The following is a 19,878-nucleotide window of genomic DNA, read 5'->3' as shown; positions in this document are numbered from 1 at the left end:
AACGCATAATTCTCCTGATGTCATGACTTTACTAGTAATTATCATCATACTGGCATTCATTTTCGACTATATCAATGGTTTCCATGATGCCGCCAACTCTATCGCCACTATTGTGTCGACCAAGGTACTTACCCCTTTCCAGGCAGTACTCTGGGCCGCAGTATTCAACTTTGTGGCCTTTTTTGTTGCCAAATACTACATCGGTGAATTTAAAGTAGCGAATTCCGTTGCCAGCTCGGTATTTGAACAGTTTATCACGCTGAAAGTAATCCTTTGCGGCCTGGTAGCAGCTATTGCCTGGAACCTCTTCACCTGGTGGCTGGGGATTCCTTCCAGCTCCTCGCATACCCTGATAGGCGGTTTCATTGGTGCGGCTGTAACGGCCTCCGGTGGCAATATTGATGTAATCAATTTCCACAAAGTATTACCCACCGTGTATTTTATTGTACTGGCTCCCCTCATAGGTATGGTGGTGGCCTTTATTATAACACTCATCATTGTAAATATCTGCCGTAAGGCAAATCCATACCGGGCAGAAAGCTGGTTCAAACGCCTGCAGCTGGCCTCTTCCGCGGCATTGAGCCTCGGTCACGGTAGTAACGATGCCCAGAAAGTAATGGGTATCATCTCCGCCGCGATGGTGTCTGCCGGTTATATCGGCAGTCTCAAGGAAATGCCGGACTGGGTGCCGCTTGCCTGCTTTACCTGTATTGCGCTCGGAACCATGAGTGGTGGCTGGAAAATCGTAAAAACAATGGGAACCCGTATCACCAAAGTAACCCCGCTGGAAGGCGTGGCTGCTGAAACCTCCGGCGCCATTACCCTCTTCCTGACGGAACACCTGGGTATTCCTGCCAGTACCACCCACGTTATTACGGGTGCTATTATGGGGGTAGGCGCCACCAAAAGGTTATCCGCCGTTCGTTGGGGCGTTACCGTATCCCTGCTGTGGGCTTGGGTTTTAACCATCCCCATCAGTGGACTACTGGCTGCATTCACCTATTTCATCGTAAATCTGTTCATTTAAAAAAGTGAACCGGCACATACTTTGAAAAAGCTCTCCGTAACTTCCGGAGAGCTTTTTTTATAAAAAAAAGATGTCCAATTGAAAGAGAGCCGCTATTTTTGTACGGTTTTCCTAATCGGAAAGCTAAGTTAGTGACCATCAAAAATTGATCTTGCAAATGAAAGGAATTATCCTGGCCGGCGGCTCCGGCACCCGCCTACACCCCATTACGTATGCTATCAGCAAACAGATAATGCCTGTGTATGATAAACCAATGATCTATTACCCGCTTTCTACCCTGATGCTGGCGGGCATCAAGGATATTCTGATCATTTCTACCCCGCACGACCTGCCGGCTTTTCAACGGCTTTTCGGCAACGGACAACAACTTGGACTGAATTTAACCTACGCGGAACAACCCAATCCAAATGGTTTGGCCCAGGCTTTTGTGATCGGAGAGGAATTTATTGGTCAGGATACAGTGGCCCTGGTACTGGGAGATAACATCTTTTACGGCGCCGGACTCGGCACGCAACTGGCACATAACACCAACCCCGACGGTGGAATCGTATATGCCTACCAGGTATCCGACCCCGAAAGATATGGAGTAGTGGAATTCGGTGCAGATATGAAAGTACTGTCCATCGAGGAAAAACCCACACAACCCAAATCCAACTTCGCCGTACCGGGACTTTATTTCTACGATAACGAAGTAGTGGAAATCGCTAAAAATCTGCAGCCAAGTCCACGCGGCGAATATGAAATTACAGATGTAAATAAAGAATATTTACAGCGTGGAAAATTAAAAGTTTCTATATTACCACGCGGAACGGCATGGCTGGATACCGGCACATTCGACTCGCTGATGCAGGCATCCCAATTTGTACAGGTAATAGAACAAAGACAAGGAATTAAAGTAGCCTGTATCGAAGAAATCGCCTACCGCAAAGGATTTATTAACGCCAGCCAACTTAAAGAACTGGCAAAACCTTTGCTGAAAAGCGGCTACGGAGCTTACCTCGAAACGGTGCTCAATCAAAAAGTTTTCTGAAATATCAAATAAACGTAAATCTGAAATATCATGAAGGTTCTTGTTACGGGTGGTTGTGGCTATATAGGCGCGCATACTATTGTAGATCTGATCAATAATGGATTTGATGTAGTATCTGTAGACAGTAATATCAGGAGCAGCACCCAATTATTAGATGGTATAGAGAAAATTACCGGAAAAAAGGTACGCAATTACAAAGTAGATCTTTGTAACCTGGAAGACACCAATGCGGTATTTCATGAAAACCGGGATATCGTTGGCGTTATCCATTTTGCAGCCCTGAAAGCAGTGGGAGAATCTGTAAACGAGCCCCTGATGTACTTTCAGAATAACCTCACTTCACTCATCAACGTGCTGAAATGCGTGAAAGAATACAATGTACCCAACCTCGTATTCTCCTCTTCCTGCTCCGTTTACGGCAATACCAAAGCCCTGCCGGTAGTGGAAGAAACGCCGCTCGGCGAAGCACAATCGCCATACGCACGCACCAAGCAAATGGGTGAACAAATCATCGAAGACTATAGCCGGGTAAATGAAACCAACTCTATCCTGCTTCGTTATTTCAACCCGGTAGGCGCACACCCATCCGCACTTATCGGCGAACTGCCACTGGGAAAACCAGACAACCTGGTTCCCGTAATCACGCAAACGGCTATCGGTAAAATTCCTAAAATGACCGTATTCGGCACCGATTACGATACCCGCGACGGCTCCTGCGTTCGTGACTATATCCATGTAATGGATATCGCCGCCGCCCACACTAAAGCGCTCCAATACCTCATAGAACACCGGAATACCAGCAACTGCGAAGTGTTTAACCTCGGCACCGGCAACGGAGTAACCGTTCTGGAAGCCATTAAGGCATTCGAAAAAATTTCCGGCATCAAATTAAACTACACCACCGGCCCGCGCAGGGAAGGAGATGTAATCTCTATTTACGCCAATAACAGTAAGGCAAAAGAAAAGCTGGACTGGGAACCAAAAATTGGTATCGAAGACAGTATGCGCACCGCATGGCAATGGGAAGTGAGTCTGCGTAATAAAGTACTGAGTAACTAGGATCATCATTTTTTAATGATTACATTTACGCTTCAATTTTAAAAAGGCCACAATGGTAAAAGATATTCAACCACTAAATGAAAAAGAAACCCGCGGTGGGTTTGGTGAGGGCATACTCGAAGCAGGTCGTAAAAACCCCAATGTAGTTGCGCTGACAGCAGATTTGCTCGGTTCTATGAAACTGAACGCTTTTATTAAAGAATTTCCTGATCGCTTTGTGCAGGTAGGTATAGCAGAAGCCAATATGATTGGTATCGCTGCCGGCTTAACCATCGGCGGTAAAATACCATACACCACTACTTTCGCTAACTTCTCCACAGGAAGGGTATACGACCAGATCCGTCAGTCTGTTGCCTACTCCAACAAGAACGTAAAAATATGTGCCTCCCACGCAGGACTTACCCTGGGTGAAGATGGCGCTACCCACCAGATCCTGGAAGATATCGGCATGATGAAAATGCTGCCCGGAATGACTGTAATCGTACCCTGCGATTTCAACCAAACTAAAGCAGCTACCATCGCTATTGCAGATTACGAAGGACCGGTATATCTGCGTTTCGGCCGTCCGAAATGGCCCAACTTTACCGCTGAAGACCAGAAGTTTGAAGTAGGTAAAGCACAGATCCTTCATGAAGGAACAGATATCACCTTATTTGCCTGCGGTCACCTGGTTTGGATTGCCATCGAAGCCGGCAAAGTACTGGAAGAAAAAGGCTACAGCGTGGAAATCATCAACATCCACACCATTAAACCGCTGGACGAAGCAGCAGTTATTGCTTCCCTGAAGAAAACCGGTTGCGCCGTTACTGCCGAAGAACACAACGTACTCGGTGGTCTGGGCGATAGCATCGCACAGGTAGCTGCCCGTCATACGCCTGTTCCCATTGAATATGTGGGCACCAACGATACATTCGGAGAAAGCGGTAAACCACTGGACCTGCTGAAAAAATATGGCCTCGATTCAGATCATATCGTTGCCGCAGCAGAAAAAGCAATACAGCGTAAGAAACAAGCGTAAGCATCGCCTCCGGCGATTTTAAATTGTCTTGGAGCAGGATTACGCTGATTATACTGATTAGCTTGATTTTTACTTTTTGATTTTATAAAGGATCAAGGGAGATAAAAGCGGATATATTCGCTTTTGTCTCCCTTAATTATGTTATTAAGAATATATTATCAAGAAAATCAAAAAGTAAAAATCAAGCTAATCAGTATAATCAGCGTAATCCTGAGCCAATACAAAATCCGCTGCATTAAACTTCGCCACAATCTCCGCGTCTTATGAACAGGTTTTTATTTATATTCAATGAACTAAAACCTGTTAAGAACCATTTAACCTATGGCCGTTTCACAGGACGATAAATCACTCTTGGCATTATACCGTATACCTGATACTAAGGAAAAAGGGTTTACCCTCATTATCCAAAAGTACCAGGAAAGGCTCTACTGGCATATCCGCAGGATGGTAATGGATCACGACGATGCCAACGATGTGCTGCAAAACGTTTTCATTAAAGTGTGGAAAAACCTGGAAAATTTCCGGGAAGATGCACAGCTGTATACCTGGCTCTATAAAATAGCCACCAACGAAAGTTTGACTTTCCTGGAGCAGCAAAAACGTAAAACGTCTGTTTCACTGTCGGATATAGAAAATGGCCTGAGCAACAAACTCAGGGCAGATCCGCAGTTCGATCCCAATAAACTGGAATGGAAACTGCAGCGCGCCATCCTCAGTTTACCCGATAAACAACGGATCGTATTTAACCTGCGCTACTACGATGAAATGCCATACGAGGAAATGAGCAAAGTGCTGGACACCTCGGAAGGCGCTCTGAAAGCCTCTTATCATCATGCTGTTAAGAAAATCGAGGAGTTCATCCGCAATGGCTGACCATAAATTTTACAAATATTTATTTTAAGTAATTTTTAAAGAATTTTACCAAAAGATTAAAATCACATTAAACTATTAATACCGTTTACTGTCTAAAAAACAGCAAATATGAACAGGCAGACCTACATAACAAATGAATTAATGCAAATAGCTCCAGGCACCAACTGGCCCGCAGAAGTACCATTTACGGTACCGGCAGGCTATTTTGATCACCTGCCCGCCGCTATCCTGCTGCAAATTCAGCTGGAAGATCTGCGTTCCGGAACATCCGCCGTTCCAAATCAGCCGCAAACTATTCCTGCCGGCTATTTCGCAGGATTACCACAGGCCATCCTGCAACGGATCCAAACGGAAGAAGCAACCAGCTCCCTCACCTCCGTACATACGGAACTGGAAGCTATTTCCCCCTTCCTGGCGGCCATCTCCAAACAGACGCCATTTACAGTACCTACCGGCTATTTTGAGTCCCTCCGGGCCAATTCCAGCCCCATAATTCCACTGCGGGTAGCGCACCGGAACCGGACCGCTGCATGGTTGAAATGGACCGTGGCCGCCTGTCTTACCGCTTTCATCGGCAGCAGCGCCATCCTGTTCGTTATCAACAATAACAACCATCATAATACTATAGAAAGACAACTGGAAGACCTGAATGACCAGGATATCGTTAATTACCTGCAAACCCACACAGATCCCTTTGATAATGAAGCTTTCTTTGCCAGTTCCGCGGAAACAAGCCCGGTGCAAAGTCAGCTGAATGAAGCAGTTCCACTGGAAGCCATCGAAAAATACCTGCAAAGGACCGATTTATCAAAGGAAGTGTTACCTGAAAATAAATGATGAAACATTTTTACTTTATATGGATTACAATGTTTGTGCTCCTCACCCATGCCGGCGTGAGTAACGCCCAGCAAACCCCGTCTGAAAGCGCCGCAGAAAAAATAAAAGCCATACAGATCCAATACCTTTCCCAGAAATTAAACCTCACACCGGAAGAAGCCCAGAAGTTCTGGCCGGTTTATAATAATTATACCCATGAAGTGGAACAACTGATCGCAGAACGCCACCAGAAAAGAGACCAGGAAAAAATAGCCACCGACAACGCCGATGATGCCGCCCGGAAAAATATGGATAAGGAACTGAAGTACGAAAAACGAATGCTGGACATTAAATCACGCTACAGTACAGAATTCCAGCGCGTACTCCCCGGCAGAAAAGCAGGCATGGTGTTTAAAAGCGAAAGAGAATTCCGGACCATCATGGTTAACCACCTCAATACCCAACGTGTGAACAGAATGAGTGGAGGCCCGAGAAGAAGACCCTAAAGAAATTACGGGGAAGCTCCCCGCAATTCCCTTCCGTTATTTATAATGTGCCCTTACCTCACTCACCAGCCCTTTCTCATTAATCACCATCATCTCCGTACTTAATTTATCATTGATACTCTTATAATAAAGCACAATAGAATTCACTCCTTCCAGGATGTGATACAGCTCGAAATGCAGGTCAGGATAGGCTTCCAGCCCCCTGTTGAAGTACGCTTTTAAGTTCTCTTTCCCCCGGATACAACCAGTAGGGTCATTGTTGATTCTTTTAATTAATGGGGAATAGAAGATAATATCATCGTCATAATGCAACATTATTTCGTCCAGATTGTGGGAGTTCCAGGCCTGCAGCCAGGCTTCACCGATGTGGGTAAGACTTTCCATTGCTGTTTTTTCACAATGTAAGCCATCGGCCGGCATAACTATTTGCTGAAAAGATCACTTTCCATTTTACGCCATTGCAATGGTGTTACCTTAAAACAACGGCGAAACTGCCGGTAAAAATGGGTTACATCTTCAAACCCCGTGCTGTAAGCTATTTCCGCGATCGGTTGTTCCGTGGTGCGCAACAGGAATCCCGCCATCTGCAACCGCTTCTCCAGCACCCAGTGCATAGGAGAACTGTGATAAATATCCCGGAAGCGGCGTTTCAATGTGGCAGTGCTCATATGCCCCATAGCGGCCATCTCTTCCAGCAGCCTTACTTCCGCTATCCCCGTACTCAGTTTCTCCATCACCTCCGGAAGTGGATACATAGCGGCTTTGGTGAGCATAACACTTATAGCTTCTTCTCCGGAAATAAGGTGAAGCGCGCGTGAAATAATGTTGTAATAATCAGGTATGGTAAGATTATCGTCTGCAAAGTGGCGCAACAGCGATTGGGTGAAGCCGTGCCACCGGCTGTTTACCGGCAGTGTGGTTAATGCCCGGCTGGCTGTATGGGTTTTATTCCCCGGCTTTTTGAGTAACGCCAGGATCATCTCATCCGGGATCACCAGGTTAATGCTCCCGTATTGCCGCTGTGGCCGCAATATTTCGGAGCAAAGCAGGCTTCCGGCCGGAATTACCATTGCATCTCCGGTATGCAGGTAATGTACCTGCCTGCCGTCGTACATTCTTTTCTCCCCCTGAATTACCAGGTTGAGCACTGTTTGCGGAATATACAGTTCGTGGGTGGCCTGATCACGGTAAACACTATACGATGCCCAACTGTGGCCCTGTTGTTCCCACGTTTTAATAGTATGCTGTCCTGCAAGCAACAAGCTGTCAAACGGCGTATACATCTTAACATCTCATAAAAGCCAAAAAAATTCCGGTAATCAGTGTAATCCCGAGTAAGACAACCTCCGCTTAAAACTTAGCAAAAGGTTCTTTGGTATCATGATAAAAAAGGAATGTCCAACCGTCTTGTTTGCCACGCTCCAGGAACTCCTGGCGAAGTTCCATACTGCGCTTGCCGTCGTAATCATACTTGGCTGCAAACCTGCTCCTCATCTGGGATATCTGTGGCGCCACATCTCCCCCGAAAAATATTTTATCTGTTCCATCATCTACCAAAAACACCTGGTGATAAGGACAGTGACCACCGGTCACTTCGTAATGAATATATCCGTCGATAGTACCATTGCCGGTAGTAAACACCACGTTATCCCGCTGTTGTAATAACATAATATCTTCGGAGAGATAGGATTTGCCGGAGTGCTCTATCGCGTAAAGCATTTCCTCGTTGTTCACATAATAGGTAGCCTCTGGAAAATTGAGCGTACGCTCCCTGGTGATAGGATCTTCAGAAGAAACGCCACCGGAATGATCTTTATGTAAATGGCTCATTAATACTTTGGTGATCTCCATAGGATTGATGCCATTATCTATCAGGTGCTGATGGATTTGCAGTACGCCATCGGGGTTACGGAAACCCAACCCGGTATCAAATAAAATATAGTCGTGGTCCGTGATGACAAGGAACGGCTGTATTTCTACCAGCAACGAACCATGCGGGCGGTCCTGCATGCTATCTGTCCCCAGCTTAAAAGGAAAAAACTTCTTGGTCCCGTCTACGGTAAATGACCCTTCTGATAATGGAATAATACGTGCCATTTTGCAAAGATACTATCTTAACACCATCTGCCGGTCGGCATCCAGCCGCAGCAGTATAAATATCAACATGGTAAAAGTCATCAGGGAAGATCCGCCATAGCTCACCAATGGCAGCGGAATCCCGATCACCGGCGCAAGACCGATCGTCATCGCAATATTAATAGCCAGGTGGAAAAAGATGATACTGGCTACCCCATAGGCATACACCCGCGTAAAGGTCGATCGCTGTCGCTCCGCCACAAAAATGATCCGGAAAAGCAGAGCTACATAAATACCCAGGAAAATCACGCTCCCGAAGAAGCCAAAATCTTCTCCCACAGTACAAAAGATAAAGTCGGTACTTTGTTCAGGAACAAAATCGTAACGGGTTTGGGTACCTTTCAGGTAACCCTTTCCCCAGAAGCCGCCGGAACCGATGGCAATCATACTCTGCCTGGTATTGTAGGTCGCCTTCGGATCATTTTCCTTACCCAGCATTACTTCAATACGGCGTACCTGGTAATCCTTCAGTACTTTGGTAAATACAAAAGGAACGATGAACATCACAAACAATCCGCAGAAGGCATATACCCCCAGTATCAGTGCGAGCTTCGATCGCTTTCGTTTTATTTCGCGCCGCATAAAGTATATGACCAGCGCGGTGATGACCGTAAAAATAATAAAGAGTATCGTTCGGTCAACCAGCAGGGCCGACAGTACCAGCACAATACCTGAAAAGGCTATTACCAGTAGTACGCCGGGTAATCCTTCGCGGAACATCACCAGGAAAAAGGAAAAATATACCAGGGCCAATCCTGTTTCGTCCTGCAAAATGATGATACTGGCAGGTATCAGGGCCAATGCAGCAGCAATTAGTCTTGACCGTAGTTTCGTGAAGTCAGTTTCCTGCGACGACAGGTATTTGGCGAGGGCCAGGTTGGTACAGAGCTTGGTCAGCTCCGCCGGCTGAAACTGGAATCCACCGATCACCAGCCAGGAATGCGACCCCTTCACATCTTTACCGATCCCCAGTACCAGCAATAAAAGCAGCAGTCCGCCTGCATACATCAGGTTGGCCGTGGCGGTAAAAAACTTACTGTCTGTAAGCCATATCACTGCAGCCAGTACAATGGATACGCCAAACCAGATCAGCTGTCTCGAATAGTTTTTATTTGGATGAAGGATATCCTGCCACACGTTATCATCACCCCGGTATTCCGCAGCAAAAATGGACATGATGCCTATGATCACCAATGCCAGGTACAGGCCAACTATTGGCCAGTCAATCCCTTGTGTCAGTTTGGCTTGCGAGCGGTTCATTATTGATTAATCGGTTTATTCGATGATTGGTTAAGGCTTGTTCTTCTTAATAACCGCATTCTGATTCAATGAATCCAAATGCGATTTAACCAGCATGGCCTGATCTATTGTTACTGTTTCCATCACTGTTTTCAACAGCGGCTGACGTTTGGTGGAGATACTGTCTTTCAGGTATTTCTCCATCATCAAACTGGCAATAGGCGCTGCATACTTCGCACCAAAACCGGAGTTTTCCACAATCACGGCAATGGCTATACGTGCTTTTTCAGCAGGGGCAAAGGCCACAAATACCGCGTGGTTCTTCAGTTTGGTTCTTACGCCGTTTACAATACCATAGTTTTCTGCTGTACCGGTTTTACCACCAACGCTGATACCTTCAATCTGCGCAATACGCCCGGTACCACTTTCCACCACATCTGTCATACCATGAATAACAGCGCTGTAGGCGGTATCAGAGATATGCGCTACCTCGTGTTTTTGTTTGTATTTATCGAGGAGATGCGTGTTATCGTTATCAATGCTCGCTACAAAGTGCGGAATATAGTAGGAGCCGCGGTTGGCCACAATACACATAGCATTGGCCATTTGCAGCGGTGTTAACAGCAACTCACCCTGACCAATTCCCAGGAACACCGAAGTACAGGAGTTCCAACTGCCTTTGTACCGGGCATCATAGTATTTTTTATCGGGTACCAGTCCACGTCCTTCACTGGGAATATCTACCCCTATCTTATGCCCAAAGCCGAAGTTGTTCATATAGTCGGCCCACTTCTGCATACCGCCTACCTTGATACCGCCAAATTTAGCCGCATCCACACTCAAACGGTATACATGCGAAAAATAGGAGTTACAGGAATGCGATAAAGCCAGGCGGAGGTTAGCCGCGTGACCGGCGTCGTGGTGTTCGCATTTGATAGGTCTTGAACAGCCGTAGTAAGCGCCGCTACAGGGGTATCCGAAGCTGGGCGTAATTACGCCTTCATCCAGTCCTACCAGTGCAATCATCGGTTTAAACGTGGAGCCCGGCGGATAAGTTGCCTGGATGGCACGGTTAAACAGTGGTTTGGTAGTATCCGTATAAAGTTTACTGAAGTTGGCGCTCCGGTACGGGCCTGTAAGCAGGTTGGGATCGAAGCTCGGACCGCTTACCATTGCCAGGATGCCGCCTGTTTGCGGATCGATGGCCACAATGCTGCCTGATTTGCCTTTCATTAATTTCTCGCCGAGTACCTGTAATTCAATATCCAGGGAAAGCCGCAGGTTCCGGCCTGCTACTGCCGCACTGTCAAACTCCCCGTTTTCGTAAGCTCCCTGTGGCCTGTTCAGGTTATCTTTAATCAGGTATTGTATGCCGCGTTGTCCCATCAATACGGTTTCATAGGTCTTTTCCAGACCGGTGAATCCCAGATAGTCGCCGGAGTTATAGGAGGCATAATTACCTGTGTCCTTTAACATGGCGGGGGATATTTCCGCAATATACCCGAGGATATTAGCTGCAGCCGAATAAGGGTAGGAGCGGATTTGCCGGGGAACCAGTTCAAAGCCCGGCTGGAAAAGGTACATGCTTTCCTGTAGCTGCCCGAATACTTCCGGCGCCAGCAGGGGGGCAAAAACTGATTGTCTTACCCGGCCGTTTTTGATAATGGCGGTAACGATCCGTTTCCTGAATTCTTCCTTATCTATTTTTAGAATATTACAGAGATAGCCGGTATCGATACTTTTTACGCTGGCAGGAGTTACCACGAGGTCGTATAATACGTCGTTGCCGAGGATGCTGCGGTTCTGCCGGTCGTAGATGATACCCCGGCTTGGATAAATAACTTTACGAAGCACGGCATTGGCATCCGCCAGCTTGGCGTACTTCTTTTCCACTACCTGCAGAAAGAATAACCTGGTGATGATCAGTATTACCATCCCAAGTATAATCATCTGTATTACTCTCTTCCTGGGCTGATTGAATACTGACATGCTATTAAGGACGGAATTATTTTAAGTTACAAACCTACGTTAAAAAGCAGAAACTATTTTTTCGAGAAGAACAGCAATTCATACAGCACAATCAGGAAAAGACTGGCCAGTGTTGAAAAAACGATCTTCATCACCAGGTACAACGGGTTGCCCATACCAAATACTTCCAGTGTAAAGAAAAGTGCATGGTGCAGGAATACCAGGATAGCGGCATAGATGAGAAACTGAGACACGCCCATACTGGTCATCGAAGGCGTTTTCTGGGTAGTTTCAAAACCTCCCTGGGGCGATAGGATATTGATTATAAACGGACGCAGATAAGCAATGAATACACAGGCAGCTGCATGCATACCCGGGGTATTCATAAACATATCCAGTGAAAGCCCCATCAGCAGTCCCAGGAGCATCAGCCCCGGGCGTGGCAGATTAAAAGGCAGCGCGAGGATAAACAGCATATAAAGATAGGGGCTCACCAGCTGGTGCAACAATATTTCATTGAGCACAAACACCTGAATCAACAGCAGGAGCACGAAGCGGATTATATTTCTTAACAGTATACTCATTTAATCAACTTATACGTTGAATCTTCCAATCGTTGTTGTTCTTCTTTCAACAGGTTTTCTATCACATACACATATTGCAGGTTAAAGAAATTGGTAGCCAATTTCAACCGGATAGTAAACGAGGTGCTGGCTTTGTCTCCTACGGCAATGCTTTCTACGTAGCCGATCGGAATATTTTCAGGGAACAGGGCAGAAAAGCCGCTGGTCACCACGGTATCACCTTTATGTATCTTGGCACTTTTGGGCACGTCTTTCAGCAGGGCATAACCGGCGTCTTCACCGTCCCAGTGTACGGAGCCCATTTCCTTTCCCTGGCCCAGGCGGGCGCTGATGGATACGGAATTGGATTTAGAAAGCATGGACAGTACTACGGAGTAGTTGTCGCTCACGCTTCTCACCACGCCTACCACGCCGCTGCTGCTGATAACGCCCATATTAGGACGGATACCCTGCAGGCTGCCGCGGTGAATAGTAATATAGTTAACGGGTTTATTGATGGAGTTGTTGATCACTTTGGCGGAGAAGTACTCGTACCGGCGGATCTGTGTGCCAATGATCCGGTGTGCCGTATCATCGCTGTACTGGCGGACGGTATCAATTTTGATCCCGTTGGTGGTTACCATGCTGTCGAAGCTGATACGGAGCATATTGTGCAGGCGCATGTTTTCATTCACCAGGCTGTCGTTGGTCGACTTCAGGTGAAAGTAATACTGTACATTATTATACTTGTCATATAATTTACCGCTGATGTCATTTGCGGAACTAAGGTAGGCGGCTCGCTGAAAGTTGTTATGCTGGAATACCAATACCATACAAATCACTTCCAGCAGCAGAAATAAGAAGAAGTTAAAATATCGCCTAAAGAAAATGATTAGATTTCGCACAAGCGCGCACTATTTTAGGATTTGGTTATCCGGATACCCTGCCGTTCCTTCCAATAGGTGAATAACAAAATATCCGGATCACAAATAGTTTTATTGCATCAGGAACGGATACTTACCTACATGCTTTAAGGCAATACCTGTACCTCTTACCACTGCGCGTAACGGATCGTCTGCTACATGCACTGGCAGTTTAATTTTTTGGGTAAGACGTTTATCCAGTCCGCGCAGCAATGCACCGCCACCGGTCAGGTATAAACCCCTGCGGTAAATATCTGAGGCCAGCTCAGGAGGCGTTGTTTCCAGCGCTTTGAGGATGGCTTCTTCGATTTTAAAGATAGATTTATCAAGGGCTTCCGCAATTTCCTGGTAAGATACCATGATTTGCTTGGGGATACCGGTTACCAGATCCCGTCCGTTAACAGGAATATCATCCGGCGGGTTATCCAGTTCTTTCAGGGCCGATCCGATATGGATCTTAATCTGTTCGGCAGTTCTTTCACCGATCAGGAGACTATGATACCGGCGCAGGGCTTCCATGATATCCGCAGTGAACTCGTCGCCGGCAATACGGATACTCTGGTCGCAAACAATACCAGCCAGTGCAATTACCGAAATACCGGTAGTACCACCGCCTATGTCAATGATCATATTACCTACCGGCTCCTCTACATCAATGCCGATACCCAGGGCAGCTGCCATTGGCTCGTGCAACAGGTATACTTCCTTCGCGCCGGCCTGTTCTGCAGAGTCGCGTACAGCTCTCTTTTCCACTTCCGTAATGCTGGAAGGAATGCAGATCACCATTCGCCAGCTTGGTGCAAACAAGGGCTTTTTGGGGTAAACCATTTTTATGAGTTCCCTGAGCATTCCTTCAGCGGCATTAAAATCCGCTATCACGCCATCTTTCAGGGGACGTATAGTACGAAGATATTCGTGTGTTTTTTCGTGCATCATCATGGCCTTCTTTCCAACTGCCACAATTTTGCCACTAGCCCGTTCTATCGCTACAATGGAAGGCTCGTCCACTACCACCTGGTCATTATGAATTATCAGCGTGTTCGCTGTACCAAGATCAATCGCGATTTCCTGCGTTAAAAAATTAAAAAATCCCATTGTTGATACGGTCAAAAATTAGAATGCAAAAATGAATAATTCCAACGAATATACGATGCAAAAAATGGATATTCTTGCAATAATACAGCTAAATATTAAAAAAAGTTGTTTGTTGTACAAACGGCATAGTAACTGCTCTCTTTATGCTCTGACCAGATGAACGGGATAACCCCGTTTTAATTGTTCCTGCTGCCTAAAATTGTGCCTTTACAAGTCCCGCTTTTCAATTGTCCTGTACCAGTCCTCCCTACTGTAAATTAACCCCGGCTAACGTCTAAACAAATTCGTACCCGATATCTCTACGGTATACCTTACCGTCAAACGCAATCTTCTCTGCTGTTTGTACGGAATGAGCCAGTGCCATCGACAGGTCAGACGCCAGTGAAGTAATGCTCAATACCCGGCCGCCGTTGGTCAGCACCTCGTTGCCTTCCTGCCGGGTACCGGCATGAAATACAACCTGGTCGCGGGTAGGCGCCGGAATTCCCTTGATCACCTTATTCTTTTCGTATGCTTCAGGATATCCTTTTGATACCAGCATCACCGTAGCAGCTGCACGCTCATCAGCGTAAATGGTTTGCTCGCTCAGTTTGCCGGTCATTACTGCAGTAAACAGTTCCAACGCATCATTCTTCAAACGTGGCATCACAACTTCCGTTTCCGGATCGCCCATACGGCAGTTATATTCAATTACAAAAGGCGAACCTTCTACATTAATCAGGCCAAAAAACACAAAACCATGATATACAATACCTTCTTTGGAAAGCCCTGCTATCGTGGGCCGGATCACTTCATCCTCTACTTTTTTCATAAAAGCAGCATCGGCAAACGGCACCGGCGACACCGCTCCCATACCGCCGGTATTCAGCCCCAGGTCGCCTTCTCCGATCCTTTTATAATCCTTTGCTTCCGGTAATATTTTATAGGTATGACCATCCGTGATTGCAAATACAGACAACTCAATACCTGTCAGGAACTGCTCCACTACCACCGTTTTGCCGGCATCGCCAAACTTGGCCGATTTGATCATCTGCTCAAATTCCGCTGCCGCCTCTTCATAAGAAGCCGCTATCACCACGCCTTTACCTGCCGCCAATCCATCGGCCTTTAACACAATTGGTAAGGAGTGCTGCTGAAGATAAGCCAGCCCTTCTTCATAATTCTCTTCACTGAATTCCCGGTAAGCAGCAGTAGGAATGTTGTTCCGCTGCATAAACAGCTTGGCATAAGCCTTACTGCCCTCCAGCTGGGCGCCCTCCTGCGAGGGTCCCAGTACCGGGATATGCTGTAACAATGCATCTTTCTGAAAAAAATCATAGATCCCGTTTACCAGGGCCTCTTCAGATCCGGGCAATACCAGGTCGATCGCGTTATCCAGGCAAAAGGTCTTTATCTTATCAAATTCACTGACACCCATGTTAACGTTCGTTCCGCATTGAGCGGTACCGGCATTACCCGGTGCTATAAACAGTTGACCGCAAAGGGTGCTTTGTGACATTTTAAGGGCCAGTGCGTGTTCCCGGCCACCACTTCCAAGTAATAGTATGTTCATATGAATTGCCTAATAAATGCAGATGCGAAAGAAAGTGCAAAGAAAGATCAAAAAACCGCAAAAAATGAGCATTTATACCATTTTTTTACGCAGATTAACGATTTTATTTAACTTGCCACATTTAAAGGTTCACGAAATCTAAAACAACTATTGCTAAAACTAACCAATTTATGATGCAAACTACTGTTGCACAGGAGTTCCCTATTGCCTCTGAGAAGGGCCACCCTAAAGGGCTCTCAGTATTATTTGCCACGGAAATGTGGGAACGGTTTAACTTTTATGGCATGCGGGCGTTACTCACGCTCTTCCTGGTAAATGCACTGGCTTTCTCCGAAGCAGACTCCTCTATCATTTACGGCGGCTTTCTCGGCTTATGTTACCTCACCCCCATGCTGGGAGGATACATCTCCGACAGATACCTCGGTAACAGGAACTGTATCATATTAGGCGGTTTTATAATGGGCGTTGGCCAGCTCCTCATGGTCCTCAGCGCCACCCTCTATGCCTCCAACGTGGAAACGGCCAAAACCATCGTTTGGCTCGCCCTCTTCATCATCATCTTCGGTAACGGCTTCTTTAAACCCAACATCTCCTCTATGGTGGGCCAGCTGTATCCGAAAAACGACGGCCGACTCGATTCTGCCTTCACCATCTTTTATATGGGTATCAATATGGGCGCCTTTCTCGGTATGCTCATCTGCCCGATTCTCGGTGACGTAAAAGTAGACGGTGTGAGAATGGTCAGCGCCTTTAAATGGGGTTTCCTCGCCGCCAGCATAGCCATGTTCACAGGAACGATCCTGTTCTTCTTCCTGAAAGATAAATACGTGGTAAAACCAAACGGTGAAGCCATTGGCGGTAAACCGGATTTCTCCAAACCTTCCTCCATAACCGGTGAAGCCGATAAAGCCAAATTTACTACCGGCGCTATCGTTGGCGTACTGGTATTAATGGTAGCCCTCTTTTTTAGTATCCACTACCTGTCGCTCGATCCCAACCCGATCAAATCATGGGTGTATCCTTTTATATATGCCGCCGGTATCAGCCTCGCTGTACTGATCCTAACCGATAAATCTATTACCAAAATAGAAAGACAACAGATCACCGTTATCTATTTCGTGGCCTTCTTCGTTATCTTCTTCTGGGCCTGCTTTGAACAAGCCGGTTCCTCCCTTACCTTTGTAGCTGACTACCAGACAGATCGCCGCCTCTTCGGCTGGGATATGCCTCCTTCCTTCGTTCAAAACGCCAACTCTATCTTCATCATCGTATTCGCATTGCCTTTCAGCTGGTTATGGCTCAAATTACAGCAACGCAACCTGGAGCCCATCTCCCCGATGAAACAATCACTCGGACTGGCATTGCTGGCGCTCGGATTCTTTATCATCGCTATACAGATGAAAAATCTCGGACCTAACGAGAAACTGGGCGTAAGCTGGTTGATCCTGATGTACCTCTTCCATACCCTCGGCGAACTGTGCTTATCTCCGATAGGTTTGTCGCTGGTATCCAAACTGGCGCCTCACCGTTTCTCGTCCCTGCTCATGGGCGTATGGTTCCTCGCCAATGCTGCCGGTTACGCACTTGCCGGTACCCTCGGCGCCCTGCTGCCACCAACGCTGGATAAATATAAACTCGCTACTGATAACGGTATCGACCTGAAAGCAATCCTCGATGGCACCATCACCGCTACCGCACAGCAAATGGATAAATTACAGGAACTTAAACTGGCTACACATTACCCAACTTTCGCAGGCTTCACCATCCACAACCTCTATGAGTTTTTCATGGTGTTTGTAATCCTGCCAGGCGCCGCAGCCGTATTGCTGTTCCTGTCTACCAGCTTCCTGAAAAAATGGATGCACGGTGTTAGGTAAGTCGCCCTTATTATAAAAAGGAAAGGAGGAAAGCTGATAACTTTCCTCCTTTCCTTTTTTAAAAGTAAATTCATTCCTTATAACATCTCTACCTGTAATCCATAAACCGTCTTATGTCTGACAACAACTTCAAACCCTTTGTTTTACCCGGCGTACAAATGAAAGAGTTTACGCTGAAATCCATTTTACTGGGCTGTGTATTTGGCATCATCTTCGGCGCGGCTACCGTATATCTCGCATTGAAAGCAGGTCTTACCGTTTCTGCATCTATTCCTATTGCCGTTATCGCTATTACCTTAGGAAGAAAATTCTTCAAAACCACCATCCTGGAAAACAACATTATCCAAACTACCGGGTCTGCCGGCGAATCCATTGCTGCAGGTGTGGTATTCACGCTGCCGGGATTCCTGTTCCTCAGCGATGGCGGCGGTACACAGTTCTTTAACTACTTCACCATCCTCATACTGGCCATCTTCGGCGGTATCCTCGGTACCCTGATGATGATCCCGCTAAGAAAATCACTGATCGTCAAAGAACATAAAACCCTGCCTTATCCTGAAGGCACCGCCTGCGGCGATGTACTGATAGCAGGGGAGAAAGGCGGCGACTTTGCCAAAACCGCCTTCTACGGACTGGGCTTTGCTTTTGCTTATGCCATCTTTCAAAAGATCCTGCATGTTATCGCCGAAACACCGGAATACATGACCAAACAGGCCAGCAAATTTTTCCCTTCCGCCAAAATCAGCGCCGATATTACCCCGGAGTATATGGGTGTGGGTTATATCATTGGTCCACGCATTGCAGGTGTGCTGGTGGCCGGCGGCGTGCTGTCGTGGCTGGCACTTATCCCGCTGCTCGCATCATTGCTGCCTGCAGATGTGATTGCCACGCAACTGGTGAAAATAGGCTACCTCGCTAACCTGCAAACACCGGGCGGGCAGGGAAACTGGGATCCGCTCACGCATACTTTCTCCGATTATTCTTCCGCCGTTTATTATGCGTATGTAAGGCAAATCGGCGCAGGCGCCGTAGCAGCAGGCGGTTTCATCACCCTGCTGAAAACCATTCCCACTATCATCTCTTCTTTCAAAGGAAGTATAGGCGCCATTAAAGATGGCTCCGGCAATACAGACGCAAAAGGAAATGTACCAAGAACAGAAAGAGATCTTAGCCTGAAAGTAGTGCTGTTCGGCAGTATTGCCCTCATCCTGCTGATGGCTTTCTTACCACAGCTTCCGGGCGATTCTATCGGTAAAAAATTACTGGTAGGTTTGCTTGTAGTAGTTTTCGGCGCATTCTTCGTTACAGTATCCAGCCGCATTGTGGGTCTCATCGGCTCTTCCAACAATCCTATTTCCGGTATGACCATCGCCACACTTATGGGCACCTGCTTGGTGTTTATCGCCGTAGGCTGGACCGGCAAACTATATGAGCCAATGGCCCTGGTAGTAGGCGGTATGATCTGTATCGCAGCAGCCAATGCCGGCGGCACTTCACAGGATCTCAAATCGGGTTACATCGTAGGCGCCACGCCTATGTACCAGCAAATAGCATTATTCATTGGCGCCATTGTTTCCTCTGTGGTAATAGGTTTAACAGTGAAGTTCCTGGATAAGCCTACGGCAGATATGATTGCGCACGGTGTTACTGAACATGCAATCGGCAGCGCATACTATCCTGCCCCGCAGGGTACCCTCATGGCTACACTGGCAAAGGGAATTCTTTCCTTTAACCTCGACTGGCAATTTGTACTGGTAGGAGTATTCCTCTCTGTAACAATGGAACTGTGCGGCGTTAACTCGCTCTCTTTCGCAGTAGGCGCCTATCTTCCATTATCCACTACATTGCCCATCTTCGTTGGTGGCGCTATCCGTGGTGTGGTTGATCACCAACAAAAGAAAACCAATAAAAAAATATCTCCGGAAGAAGAGGAACTCGGTAAAGGCAACCTGTTTGCCACAGGTCTCGTGGCCGGTGGTGCGGTAGCCGGCGTAATTATCGCTATCCTCGCGGGTTTCGACTGGTCGGCTGTCATTCTTGCCAAACTCAATAATCAACAGCTGCTTACAAATATCCTCGGGCAGGGTGGATACTATATAATAGGATGCGCCTTTTTTGCGTTTATGGGCTGGTACCTGTACCGCACCGCCCGCAAAGCCTAGATTCAACTTTTCAAGATGATTACCGATGCCGGTA

18 protein-coding genes are annotated in these 19,878 nt (G+C 46.9%); 9 read left to right on the top strand and 9 right to left on the bottom strand.

Annotation, left to right across the window (positions count from 1 at the left end):
• The first annotated feature begins 22 nt into the window (after positions 1-22).
• From ACMXI2_RS30710 to ACMXI2_RS30680, 7 genes are all read left to right on the top strand, one after another.
• Positions 23-1,027: an anion permease gene (locus ACMXI2_RS30710; RefSeq protein ID WP_483779650.1), complete on the top strand. Its 1,005-nt coding sequence runs from the start codon at positions 23-25 to the stop codon at positions 1,025-1,027.
• A gap of 157 nt (positions 1,028-1,184) precedes the next feature.
• Positions 1,185-2,057 carry a glucose-1-phosphate thymidylyltransferase RfbA gene (gene rfbA, locus ACMXI2_RS30705; protein ID WP_483779649.1) on the top strand — a complete coding sequence of 291 codons (873 nt, stop codon included), beginning with the start codon at positions 1,185-1,187 and terminating at the stop codon, positions 2,055-2,057.
• A 30-nt stretch (positions 2,058-2,087) separates the two neighbouring features.
• Positions 2,088-3,116 (top strand): UDP-glucose 4-epimerase GalE, encoded by a 1,029-nt coding sequence (gene galE / locus ACMXI2_RS30700; RefSeq protein WP_483779648.1) that lies wholly within the window; start codon positions 2,088-2,090, stop codon positions 3,114-3,116.
• A gap of 52 nt (positions 3,117-3,168) precedes the next feature.
• Positions 3,169-4,134 (top strand): transketolase family protein, encoded by a 966-nt coding sequence (locus tag ACMXI2_RS30695; RefSeq protein ID WP_483779647.1) that lies wholly within the window; start codon positions 3,169-3,171, stop codon positions 4,132-4,134.
• 321 nt (positions 4,135-4,455) lie between these two features.
• Positions 4,456-5,007: an RNA polymerase sigma factor gene (locus ACMXI2_RS30690; protein WP_483779646.1), complete on the top strand. Its 552-nt coding sequence runs from the start codon at positions 4,456-4,458 to the stop codon at positions 5,005-5,007.
• Between the two features lie 141 nt (positions 5,008-5,148).
• Positions 5,149-5,844: a hypothetical protein gene (locus tag ACMXI2_RS30685; protein WP_483779645.1), complete on the top strand. Its 696-nt coding sequence runs from the start codon at positions 5,149-5,151 to the stop codon at positions 5,842-5,844.
• 29 nt (positions 5,845-5,873) lie between these two features.
• On the top strand, positions 5,874-6,329 hold the full coding sequence (locus tag ACMXI2_RS30680) for a hypothetical protein (protein ID WP_483779644.1): 456 nt from the start codon (positions 5,874-5,876) through the stop codon (positions 6,327-6,329).
• Between the two features lie 36 nt (positions 6,330-6,365).
• Here the strand turns inward: ACMXI2_RS30680 and ACMXI2_RS30675 are convergent, their stop codons facing one another.
• From ACMXI2_RS30675 to purD, 9 genes are all read right to left on the bottom strand, one after another.
• Entirely contained in the window at positions 6,366-6,713 is a 348-nt protein-coding gene (locus ACMXI2_RS30675) for a nuclear transport factor 2 family protein (protein ID WP_483779643.1), read from the bottom strand.
• A gap of 38 nt (positions 6,714-6,751) precedes the next feature.
• Complete coding sequence (locus ACMXI2_RS30670) at positions 6,752-7,612, bottom strand: helix-turn-helix domain-containing protein (RefSeq protein WP_483779642.1); 861 nt, start codon at positions 7,610-7,612, stop codon at positions 6,752-6,754.
• A 67-nt stretch (positions 7,613-7,679) separates the two neighbouring features.
• Complete coding sequence (locus ACMXI2_RS30665) at positions 7,680-8,426, bottom strand: MBL fold metallo-hydrolase (protein WP_483779641.1); 747 nt, start codon at positions 8,424-8,426, stop codon at positions 7,680-7,682.
• 12 nt (positions 8,427-8,438) lie between these two features.
• A complete protein-coding gene (gene rodA / locus ACMXI2_RS30660) occupies positions 8,439-9,725 on the bottom strand; it encodes a rod shape-determining protein RodA (RefSeq protein ID WP_483779640.1) in 1,287 nt (428 codons plus the stop codon).
• A gap of 30 nt (positions 9,726-9,755) precedes the next feature.
• Positions 9,756-11,693, bottom strand: a complete 1,938-nt coding sequence (gene mrdA, locus ACMXI2_RS30655) for a penicillin-binding protein 2 (RefSeq protein ID WP_483779639.1) — start codon at positions 11,691-11,693, stop codon at positions 9,756-9,758.
• Between the two features lie 53 nt (positions 11,694-11,746).
• The gene (locus tag ACMXI2_RS30650) at positions 11,747-12,256 is read right to left on the bottom strand and encodes a rod shape-determining protein MreD (RefSeq protein WP_111576969.1); all 510 of its coding nucleotides are present in this window, start codon (positions 12,254-12,256) and stop codon (positions 11,747-11,749) included.
• The gene (mreC, locus tag ACMXI2_RS30645) at positions 12,253-13,140 is read right to left on the bottom strand and encodes a rod shape-determining protein MreC (RefSeq protein WP_483779638.1); all 888 of its coding nucleotides are present in this window, start codon (positions 13,138-13,140) and stop codon (positions 12,253-12,255) included. The genes ACMXI2_RS30650 and mreC overlap by 4 nt, the downstream gene beginning before the upstream one ends.
• A 90-nt stretch (positions 13,141-13,230) precedes the next feature.
• Positions 13,231-14,253 (bottom strand): rod shape-determining protein, encoded by a 1,023-nt coding sequence (locus ACMXI2_RS30640; RefSeq protein WP_079469708.1) that lies wholly within the window; start codon positions 14,251-14,253, stop codon positions 13,231-13,233.
• A gap of 274 nt (positions 14,254-14,527) precedes the next feature.
• Positions 14,528-15,805 (bottom strand): phosphoribosylamine--glycine ligase, encoded by a 1,278-nt coding sequence (purD, locus tag ACMXI2_RS30635; protein WP_483779637.1) that lies wholly within the window; start codon positions 15,803-15,805, stop codon positions 14,528-14,530.
• 170 nt (positions 15,806-15,975) lie between these two features.
• On the opposite strand from purD, the gene ACMXI2_RS30630 reads away from it, so the two are divergent.
• Both ACMXI2_RS30630 and ACMXI2_RS30625 read left to right on the top strand, forming a co-directional pair.
• Positions 15,976-17,682 carry a peptide MFS transporter gene (locus ACMXI2_RS30630; protein ID WP_483779636.1) on the top strand — a complete coding sequence of 569 codons (1,707 nt, stop codon included), beginning with the start codon at positions 15,976-15,978 and terminating at the stop codon, positions 17,680-17,682.
• A gap of 113 nt (positions 17,683-17,795) precedes the next feature.
• The gene (locus ACMXI2_RS30625) at positions 17,796-19,844 is read left to right on the top strand and encodes an OPT family oligopeptide transporter (RefSeq protein WP_483779635.1); all 2,049 of its coding nucleotides are present in this window, start codon (positions 17,796-17,798) and stop codon (positions 19,842-19,844) included.
• Positions 19,845-19,878: the final 34 nt, after the last annotated feature.

This window comes from Chitinophaga sp. G7 BAM 1005 (assembly GCF_057126945.1).
This window is presented reverse-complemented; position numbering and strand designations above follow the sequence as displayed.